This window comes from Companilactobacillus nantensis DSM 16982 (assembly GCF_001435815.1).
Taxonomy (GTDB): Bacteria; Bacillota; Bacilli; order Lactobacillales; family Lactobacillaceae; genus Companilactobacillus; species Companilactobacillus nantensis.
Genome location: NZ_AZFV01000021.1, coordinates 48,091 through 58,783 on the forward strand (window position 1 = coordinate 48,091; position 10,693 = coordinate 58,783).

General features: G+C 37.7%; 7 protein-coding genes and 2 tRNA genes. 1 reads left to right on the forward strand and 8 read right to left on the reverse strand.

Annotated features, from left to right (window positions below; translation table 11 throughout):
- Positions 1-36 precede the first annotated feature (36 nt).
- Entirely contained in the window at positions 37-1,110 is a 1,074-nt protein-coding gene (locus FD31_RS09710) for a glycosyltransferase (RefSeq protein WP_057892581.1), read from the reverse strand.
- A gap of 58 nt (positions 1,111-1,168) precedes the next feature.
- Here FD31_RS09710 and FD31_RS09715 point away from each other — a divergent pair, with 58 nt between their 5' ends.
- The gene (locus tag FD31_RS09715; protein WP_057892582.1) at positions 1,169-1,897 is read left to right on the forward strand and encodes a WecB/TagA/CpsF family glycosyltransferase; all 729 of its coding nucleotides are present in this window, start codon (positions 1,169-1,171) and stop codon (positions 1,895-1,897) included.
- A 224-nt stretch (positions 1,898-2,121) separates the two neighbouring features.
- Here the strand turns inward: FD31_RS09715 and FD31_RS09720 are convergent, their stop codons facing one another.
- The 7 genes from FD31_RS09720 to glpK (FD31_RS09750) form a co-directional block, all read right to left on the reverse strand.
- Positions 2,122-3,516, reverse strand: a complete 1,395-nt coding sequence (locus FD31_RS09720; RefSeq protein WP_057892583.1) for an O-antigen ligase family protein — start codon at positions 3,514-3,516, stop codon at positions 2,122-2,124.
- Between the two features lie 202 nt (positions 3,517-3,718).
- The gene (locus tag FD31_RS09725; protein ID WP_057892584.1) at positions 3,719-4,420 is read right to left on the reverse strand and encodes a GntR family transcriptional regulator; all 702 of its coding nucleotides are present in this window, start codon (positions 4,418-4,420) and stop codon (positions 3,719-3,721) included.
- A gap of 133 nt (positions 4,421-4,553) precedes the next feature.
- A tRNA-Gln gene (locus tag FD31_RS09730) sits at positions 4,554-4,625 on the reverse strand.
- A gap of 5 nt (positions 4,626-4,630) precedes the next feature.
- Positions 4,631-4,713, reverse strand: a tRNA-Tyr gene (locus FD31_RS09735).
- Between the two features lie 757 nt (positions 4,714-5,470).
- Positions 5,471-6,946 carry a peptide MFS transporter gene (locus tag FD31_RS09740; RefSeq protein WP_057892585.1) on the reverse strand — a complete coding sequence of 492 codons (1,476 nt, stop codon included), beginning with the start codon at positions 6,944-6,946 and terminating at the stop codon, positions 5,471-5,473.
- 154 nt (positions 6,947-7,100) lie between these two features.
- The gene (gene glpK / locus FD31_RS09745; protein WP_057892586.1) at positions 7,101-8,597 is read right to left on the reverse strand and encodes a glycerol kinase GlpK; all 1,497 of its coding nucleotides are present in this window, start codon (positions 8,595-8,597) and stop codon (positions 7,101-7,103) included.
- A gap of 39 nt (positions 8,598-8,636) precedes the next feature.
- Positions 8,637-10,145 carry a glycerol kinase GlpK gene (glpK, locus tag FD31_RS09750; RefSeq protein WP_057892587.1) on the reverse strand — a complete coding sequence of 503 codons (1,509 nt, stop codon included), beginning with the start codon at positions 10,143-10,145 and terminating at the stop codon, positions 8,637-8,639.
- Between the last annotated feature and the right edge of the window lie 548 nt (positions 10,146-10,693).

A 10,693-nucleotide genomic window follows, 5' to 3' on the forward strand; every position in this document is an offset into this window, starting at 1 on the left:
CCCTAATTCTTTGTTAACAACGTATATTTTACATTATTAAGCATTTAAAGTCTGTTCGTAACCGTCATTTACTTTATGTGCTAATTCTTCAATTGAATAGTGATCTCTGACCTCTTGATAAAGTGCTAAACCTTTTTGATCAAGGTTGCCATCACGCCACATTGAGTGGGCATCAGTCAACGCTTTAATCAGGCCTTGTTCATCACCAGAATCGACTAACCAACCAGTATCATCGTTGATAACTTTATCGGTAGCACCAACATTTGTTGCAATAACTGGCTTTCCATAAGCAGCTGACTCAAGATAAACTGTTGGCAAACTCTCTGATTTAGAAGTCAAAACTGACACATCACATTCTTGATAGTAGTCACCAGTATTTTCACGGAAACCAACGAAATCAACTTTATCCTTGATACCTAGCTTTTTAACCAAATCACGCAAATCATCCATCAATGGTCCGTCACCAACTAAAGTCAAACGATAGTTAAACTTAACCTTGCTCAAGGCCTCTAATAACAAACGATGATTCTTGACTTCAACTAATCGAGCCACTTCCAATAAACTGAAAGTTGGTTGACGATTGAATCTTGGATTGATACCTGAAAAATCAATTGCATTGAACACTTCAAATGTTTTGCTTGATCTAATTTTCAATGATTCGAAGTATTCTTCCAAGTCCGGGTTCATATAGAAAAGTGAATCTGCGCCCTTTAGAGCGTGTAGATTTAATTTGAGCATAACTTTACCTTTGAGACCTGAAAAGTCGATACGGGGGTCAGAATGGACTGTTATGACCCATTTAGCATTGATTTTCTTTCTGATCAAAGACACGATATAGTTAGCACGTGGTCCATGTGTGTGAACAACATCGAAATCATTATTATTAATATATTTTGTTAATGGTTTTAGAATCGATAAGTCAAAGCGTTGCTTTTGTTCCATAACGGAAACACTTAAGCCGTTTTCACGCGCCATTTTCGAAACTGGTCCTTCTTGAAAAGTTAGCAAAGTACTCTTCTCGCCAATCAGTTTTTGACCTTTCATCAGGTTAACAATATATGTACGAGCTCCGCCGTCTTCATTGCCGGCATTAATATGTAAAACCCTCATTAAGACACCTCTCAAATTAATCTTTCTCGTGTATAATAATACATTAAAGGAGAACGCCATGCACAAAAATAGAGTAAATATTTTAGGTACAGAGTTTGATAATTTCACTGAAAAACAATTTCACAAATACTTGGATGATGATTTGGATGTAAATGCAAACAAATTTATCGTAACACCTAATCCAGAAATTGTTCTTTCTGCTAGAAAAGATACCAATTTTTCAGAAATTGTCAATAATGCCGATTACGTTATTCCAGACGGAATTGGAATTATTAAAGGAGCTAAGAATCTAGGAACACCGCTCCATGAACGGATTACTGGGTTCGATACTTTACAATATTTAGTCGATACGGCTAACCGCAAACTATTGAAAGTTTACCTACTTGGTTCTAAGCCCGAAGTAATTCAAGCTAGTGCCGAAAAAATTAAAAAAGATTATCCACAAATTGACCTTGTTGGTTATCATGATGGTTACTTCAAGGATGAATCAGATATCGTTGCGGAAATTGCTGAAAAGCAACCTAACATCGTCTTCGTTGCCTTAGGTTCTCCTAAGCAAGAGATTTTCATCAATAAGTATCGTGATAAGGCTAATGCAATTTGGATTGGTGTCGGTGGTAGTTTCGATGTCTTCTCAGGAACTAAACAACGTGCTCCTAAGATTTTCCAAAAATTGAATCTTGAATGGTTCTACCGTTTATTGAAAGAACCTACACGTTTTGGTCGTATGCTTGCAATTCCTAAGTATATGAATTTGATTAATAAAGAAAAGAAGAGTCGTAAGTAATTATCGCTAATAAATGTACTAAAAAAGCTAGTTATCCTTTTGGTTTGGGATTACTAGCTTTTTTGTTTTGTATTTTTGAATTATATGGTCTGTGGCTCTGAAACGAGCTACACAAGGGCAACTCCTTCCGCTTTTCATAACTTGATAAATCACCCGCAAAATCAGCGGGAAATTCATCAAGTTACGAAAATGCTCGGGAGCTGACCGCCCTGTCTCCGCTCTCTCTAATCTTCCACATCAATTGTCTCAGGATCTTGATCATTTCTAATAAAGACTCTGGCATTCAACATGGCGTAACTTAAAATCGAAACGAAGTAAATACTTACTGAAGGTGCTTCGATAACGTGTCCTGTCATCAAAGCCATTCCGAATCCTAATGCAACACTAGCAACTAACATTGCCCACTTATATGACCACATATACTTGAATTTTCTCACGAAAGCTCCAATGAGATAAAGCAAGCAATATAGTAATGGTACTAAGTAAACAATTGTTCCCAGAAATCCAAATTGGAAGAAGATATCAATGTAATCCATCTCAACTAATTTAGCTTTCTTTTCACTCTTAAAGCTTGTGGCATAGCCCATACCAAATGTTTTTTGAGCTATGCTTGCTTTTGAATAATTGTGAGCTGCATTTTCAAAGTAAACTGTCCGACCACTTAGCAAATATGAAACAGTCTTGTTTGTTTCAACATACTTCTTTTGATCTTTAGTAATACCCTTTTTAGTCTTAGCTTGTTTCTTCTTGTACTTAATCATGTCACTGTGTAATTCAGCTGTTCTCGAAACGGCCATTGCTGGATATGCTGCGAAAACTCCGCCCAATGTCAAAACCAATAAAGCTACGATTCCTGCATTGAACTTGCGATTGCCACTGTCTCGAAAGAAGTGGATTACTGCTGCCAAGATAGCCATACATGTACCGAAGAGGATTGCTAACAATGAACCTTTAGTACCAATCAAAAGTGCTGAGTAAATGGCTAAGATGATTGTTAACCAGTAATAAATTCTTGACCAGTTACTAATCTTTTTCAATGCATACCAAACCATGATTGGAAATGCGATTGAAACGATAGCACTCAACTCATTAGCGGCATAGAACCAACCACTCTCACCTAACTTGTAGTATGCATAAGAACTGAAACTAGTGTTAGTAAAGTGAGCGACAATCATGATAACACTGATTATATTAACTGCGTAGAAAATTACTTTAGGGAAAAAGCGGTTGATGATTCGATCTTCTGCCAATTCTTCAAATGCATAAAAGTATCCCAGTAACATGACTGGATAATATAAACTCTTAGCTAAAGTTGTTATTTCTAGCGATGGAATAAATAATTCCTTTTGTTTGTAATTTATAAATAAACTAATCACCGAAACTATTCCTAAAACAACGAAATAGGCAATGACTCGAAACCCATGTTTATTATCCCGATTAAGTATCAGGAATATCAGGATGTAAAATACGGTCACCGCCATAACGGCCATTCGTATCAAAACCCCGAACGTAATATTAATATGTGCTTGAGCCATCAGTCCGGTAACAGCATCTAATACAGGTTGAAAAACAATATATAGCATCAAAAAGATACTGTACTTTTTTATAAAGCTTTGCATAAGTGACTCCCAGTTAAAAATTTAAAAAACATATCAGGTTATATCTTACCCTAAATCTAATTTGAAAGAAATTAATTATCCTATTTGTTTTTCCAAGTTAATTTTACTTGCAGACGATAATAAGAAACCTCTATCCACAATCAATTGATAACTACATAAGAATAGCAAAATAATTTTGAATCTTTCAACTATGAACTTTGAACTATCTCTCTAAGTAAAATTCGAAACGATCGCCAGCATATTGTGAACGAACGTATTCGAATGGACGTTCATCATCTAATGTTGTAACTTGGCGTACACGTAGAACAGCGGAACCACGTTTAACATTTAAAAAGTTAGCAATTTTTTCTGATGCGAGAATAGCTGAAACAGTTTGTGTTGCGTTACCTAATTTTAATCCCGCTTTATCTTCAAGAGCTTTATATAACGAAGACGTAATGTCCTTTTTATTTAAGCTATTAACGATACCAATAGGAATCGTCGCAACTTCAAAGCAAATTGGTTGTTGGTCCGCATAACGGATTCTTTCCATTCGTAAAACTTGATCACCATTTTTGAGTTTTAATTTTTCAATTTCGCTAATCGAAGGATCGGCTACATGATAAGACACAGTTTTACTGGAAGGTTTCTTACCTTGACTCTCAGTTATTTCAGTAAAACTGGTTGTTCCAGACATTTTTTCTTGTACTTTGCTACTAGCAACATAAGTACCTGAACCAACTTGTCGTTGTAAAATTCCCTCATCAACAAGTGTTTGAATAGCTTGGCGAAGCGTCATCCGACTAACATCGAAATCTTGAGAAAGTTGTCTCTCAGATGGAATACGTTCCCCCACAGCCCACTTGCCAGATTCAATTTCTTTTCTAATTTCATTATGAATTTGTATATATACTGGTACCTTCATTATCATGGACTCCTTTACGAGCATTACTTCTGTTAATTATACCGTATTTCGATAAAAAATTAAGAATTGGTCTAAAAAACTGAAAAAAATAAAAAGGCAAAATTCAAAGTATGAATTTTGCCTTTTTAAGTTATTGGGTTAGCTGGATTCGAACCAGCGCATGACGGGATCAAAACCCGTTGCCTTACCACTTGGCTATAACCCAATTAATGGAGGGGAGTGGATTCGAACCACCGAACCCGAAGGAGCGGATTTACAGTCCGCCGCGTTTAGCCAGACTTCGCTACCCCTCCATGTGTTTAACACATGTCTCATTCGACTTAAATAATATTACCGAAAAACTATATCCATTTCAAGTAATTTTTTAATTTTTTTTGGAATAATTTTTTAAGAATGTGGTTTTTGCTAAATATGCCGCCTCCAGAGCTGAAAAAATACTCACCTGCTATGCGGACCGATCCGAGCCAAGGTCTCGAATCTCGGTTTGAAGCCTTGCAAGTTCGGCAAGTCTCCAAACTCGCCCGGTGCCGTAAGGACTAAAGTCCTAACGGCACTCTCACAGCAGGTGAGTATTTTTTCAGCTCCTCCGACTGGTTTTATCCTTTGAATTTGATAGCAACCTTACTAATAATAATCAACCGGATTAGTTTATTTAATATATATCTAATAAAATTCTCCATATTAAATATTCTAGGTCAGACAAAACGCCCTAAGATTCTTAGAACTTTTCATTTAACATTTTTTTGTTTATACACACCCATCCCGTTTAATATATCAATCAAACTAAAAATCAAGTTATCTGCGAATAAACTAGCCGGAAGGAACAAGAAATTAGGTCGCTATGAAGGTGGCGTTAGCACTTTAGTGCTTACACCACGGGACGAGTTTTGAAACTCGCGTACTTTGCGAGGTTCAAAATCGAGGTCTGAGACCTTGGCTCAGACCGGTCCCCATAGCGACCTAATTTTCTTGTTCCTGGAGGCGGCATAATTCAATACAAAAAACAAAAAAGCCGCAGCATAAAAGCTACGACTTAGTTTAATTTATATATTAGTTAACACCCTTCATCATCTTCTTAATCCATGGAACACAAAGGATTAACAAGACTGCAGCGACTAGTGTAACGATACCTGTAACGCCGAAGAACATCATTTCGTTCTTTGGATCACCAGGTACGAACAACTTAACGATTTGAGCATTAGCAGCTTGTCCAGCTGAATCAGCTAGGAACCACATACTCATCATTTGACCAGAGAATGCCTTTGGAGCCAACTTAGTTGTGGCTGACAATCCAACTGGAGAAATCAACATTTCACCAATTTCGATGATACCCCAACTCAATACAAGCCAGAGTGGACTAACTTTTCCGTTAGCACTTAGACCCATCAAAGGAATAATCAATACGAAATATGAAATAGCTGTAGCAACCAATCCCATCCAGAACTTAGATGGTGATGATGGTTGACGTTTGCCTAACTTAATCCATAACCATGCAAAGAATGGTGTATAGATAATGATAAAGAATGGGTTAAGCATTTGGAATTGTGGTGCTGACAAATGCAAACCAGCAAAGTTTAGTTGTGTTTGTTCAGCAGCAAATAGAGCTAGAACAACTGAACCTTGTTCTTCAATTGCCCAGAAAATCATGGCAGCGATGAACAATGGGATATAAGCGAAGACACGTGATCTTTCAATCTTAGTAACTTTCTTACTTGTTAGCATCATAATGAAGTAACCAACAGGTAAACCGATACCTAAGATACTGATAATTGTAATAACGTTATCGATTGTAAAGGCATGTGCAAAAATCAACACAGCAACGATAATGATTACAGCAACGACTGCGATAGAAACACGTTTGATAAAGCGTCCACGTTCTTCGTCTGTGATTGGATCTGGAGCGTGAAGACTTGATTCTGGCAAGTACTTACGTCCGTCCCACCAGTAAACAATTAAACCGATAAACATACCGATAGCAGCTAATGAAAAACCTGCATGGAAATTAAAGGCATTACTCATACTGTTAACAGCTTGTGGTGCAAATAGGGAACCTAAGTTGATACCCATAACGTAAATACTGAAACCAGAATCACGTCTTGGGTCTCCTTCTGAATACAATCCACCAACCATTTCGGATACGTTTGGCTTCAAAAGTCCAGTACCAATAACAATAAGACCAATAGATAGGAATAATCCTGTTTCACCAATTGGGAATGATAGTACGATGTGACCAAGCATGATCAACACACCACCCCAGAAAACAGTTCTTCTGGCTCCCAGTAATCTATCACTGATGAATCCACCAAGCACACTTGACATGTAAACTAGTGAACCATAAATTGACATAATTGAAGCGGCTGTAGTACGGTCCATTCCTAGACCGCCCTTTGTTACCGCATAGTACATGTAGAACAGCAAAATGGCACGCATACCATAATAACTGAATCTTTCCCAGAACTCAGTTAGAAATAATGTACGCAAGCCTGTCGGTTGTCCGAAGAAACCTCGATCTTTTTTCTCGTCCATTAAAAAATTCTCCTCACATTACACAATGAATGTATTAATATTAAACTTTCAAATTCTTGATGTCAAAACATTTTTAATAAAAACTCTACAAATCCTTATATACCAACAAAAAAAAATAAGAGCCCTTTAATATAGGCTCTTATTTTTTTAACGTTTAATGTTTGAACGCCATCGTTGCTGCGACGGCATCTTCCCAGCCTGCGTATAAATCTTGGCGACGTTTGTCGTCCATTTCAGGCTGATAAATTTTTCCAGTTTGATAATTTTTTTTGATATCATCTAAATCTTTCCAAAAACCAACACCAAGGCCAGCCATAAATGCTACCCCGAGAGATGTTGTTTCCAGCTCTGATGAACGTTGCAAGTCAATTCCTAAAATATCAGTTTGAAATTGCATCAAGTAATCGTTAGCCGATGCCGCTCCATCAACTTTTAAAACTTCAATTGGCATCTTAGCATCCGAACTCATCGTTTCAATAATATCCTTGGTTTGATAAGCAATCGCTTGTAACGTCGCTTTGATCAAATCCTTGTCGGTTGTTCCGCGTGTAATACCAAAGATTGTTCCATGAGCCTTATTGTCCCAATATGGGGCACCTAACCCGGCAAAGGCAGGTACCACGTAGACTTCATCTTGACTCTCAGAATCTCTAGCTGCTTCTGAAGTTTCCGGCGTATTGTTGATCAAACGCATATCATCACGGAGCCACTGTAACGCCGCACCAGCGATAAAAACACTACCTTCTAAGGCATATTTAATCTGACCATTAATCCCATAGGCAATCGTTGTCAATAAATTATTATCTGACAAAGCTGGTTTATCACCTGTATTCATCACGGCAAACGCACCAGTCCCATAAGTATTTTTAACCATACCTTTTTCAAAAGCCATTTGACCAAATAATGAAGCTTGTTGTGAGCCAGTCATCCCAGTAATTGGAATTTCTGAACCATAAAATTGATAATTCTTCGTTACCCCAAACATCTCAGAGTTCGATTTAACTTCTGGCAACATCGCCTTAGGAATATTAAAAAGTTTTAATAGATCATCATCCCATTGCAAAGTGTTGATATTATAGAGCATTGTTCGACTAGCATTGGCACAGTCAGTCGCAAATTCTTCACCATCGGTCAATTTCCAAAGCAACCACGTGTTGACTGTTCCAAAGAGTAGCTCGCCTTTTTCGGCACGTTCTTGCGCACCTTCGACATGATTCAAAATCCAGCGTATTTTAGTGGCGGAGAAATATGGACTAATAATCAAACCAGTTTTTTGATGAATTTCTTCCTTATAACCAGCTTTAATTAAATCATTCGCTAAATTCGAAGTTTGACGACTTTGCCAAACAATTGCGTTATAAATTGGCAATCCAGTCTTCTTATCCCAAACAATCGTCGTTTCCCGCTGGTTAGCAATCCCAATGGCTTTGATTTGTTGTGGTTTGATACCAGAATCAATCAAAGCAGTGGCAATTGTCGTTTGAACGGCGTTCCACAGTTCACTAGGATCATGTTCGACCCAGCCCGGATTTGGCAAAATTTGTTTAATTGGATGTCTAGCAACAGCTACCTTTTTTCCACTGTGATCAAAGATAATTGCCCTAGTTGTCGTTGTCCCTTCATCAATTGCTAAAATATATTCTTTTTCCATTATTAACTCCCACACACCAAAAAAGGCGCAACACGCCTTTTAATTTCTTACTTTATGTTTGAATTTTCTTGTTGCACTGACGGCATCTTTCCAGCCTTCATACAAATAATCAGCTCGCTTAGGATCCATCTCAGGGTCAAAAGTTGCACCAGTTGCATATTGTTTCTTAATATCATCTAGGTTATCCCAATACCCTACTGCTAGTCCAGCTAAAAATGCAGCACCCAATGCAGTTGTTTCCAAATCACTAGCTCGTTGGACTGGCGTTTGTAAAATATCAGCTTGGAATTGCATCAAGTATCTATTATTAGCAGCTCCACCGTCAACCTTCAATGTTGGAATTGCAATTCCAGTATCACGTTTCATTGTTTCCAAAACATCACGTGATTGATAAGCCAATGATTGTAACGTGGCTTTAATAAAGTCGTCTCTTGTTGTTCCACGTGTCAATCCAAAGACAGCCCCACGAGCATCAGCATCCCAGTATGGTGCACCTAATCCTGTAAAAGCAGGTACAACATAAACTTCGTCATCATCATTGGATGCCAAAGCAGCCTCTTCAGATTCTGGAGCTGAATCAACTAAGTGCATCGCATCACGCAACCATTGAATAGCTGAACCAGCAACGAAAATACTACCTTCCAAGGCGTAATAAACTTTGCCGTTAATACCATAACCAATTGTTGTTAACAAATTATTATCGGATAATTGTGGCTTTTCGCCAGTGTTCATCACGATAAAAGCACCAGTTCCGTACGTGTTCTTCACCATTCCCGGTTCAAAAGCCATTTGACCAAAGAGTGCAGCTTGTTGATCACCAATCATACCAGCAATAGGAACTTCTGAACCATAGAAATGATATCCCTTAGTTGTTGCATAAACTTCAGAGTTAGGACGAGCTTCAGGCAACATAGCCTTCGGAATATTCAAAGCTTTCAAAATGTCGTCGTCCCACTTTAATTCGTGGATATTGAATAACATGGTCCGACTTGCATTTGAATAATCAGTCACGTGTGCTGCACCACCGGAAAGTTTCCAGAGGAGCCAAGTATCAATCGTACCAAAGAGTAAATCACCCTTTTCAGCACGTTCTTGAGCGCCATCGACGTGGTCCAAAATCCAGCGAATCTTCGTAGCTGAGAAATAAGGATCAATCAACAAACCAGTTTTTTCGTGAATCATCTTGCCATAGCCATCTTTTTCAAGCTTAGCCGCAATGTCAGATGTCTGGCGACTTTGCCAAACAATCGCATTATAAATTGGTAAGCCAGTCTTTTTGTCCCAAATAACTGTGGTTTCACGTTGATTAGTGATACCGATACCTTTAATTTGTGTTGGTTTAATGCCAGATTCAATGAAAACACTGGCGATAGTTGATTGAACAGCATTCCAAATTTCATTTGCATCATGTTCAACCCAACCCGGTTCTGGAAAATGTTGCGTAAATTCACGTTGGGCATCAGCTATCTTAGTGCCTTTTTGGTCGAAAATAATTGCTCGAGTACTAGTTGTACCTTCATCAATTGCCATAATATATTCACTTGACATCATTTCACCTCATTATTAATGTAAACGTTTCATACCAAAATATTATAACATTTACCGTGTTTTGCATACCAATATCAATCTTATTTATAATATTTTGTCTTTTGGCTCAATTTATTAGATTATTTTGGTTTTAGAACTAAAAAGCTATTGTTCATTGCCGCCTACGGTTGGAAACAAGTTTTACCTGCTGTGAGGACCGGTTCGAGCCAAGGTCTCTAACCTCGATTTTGAGCTTCGCAAGGTTCGCAAATCTCAAAATACGTCCTGTGCTGTAAGAACGGGAAAAACACCCGTCCTAACGCCACTGTCACTGCTGGTAAACTTGTTTCCAACCTCCGGATAATAATTTATTGATTTATTGTTTTAACATAAAAAATTTCTTTTAAATACTTTCATTAAACTAATGTTCAAGAACAGTATACGTCAGAATATAATAAAGTTAATATTTATAAAACGTTGTACTGTTTAGTCCGTCTCCATAATTTAAAAATAGTCTAAAAACTTATTAATCTAGCAATTCGTAATAAACAACGAATAAACTAGCCGGA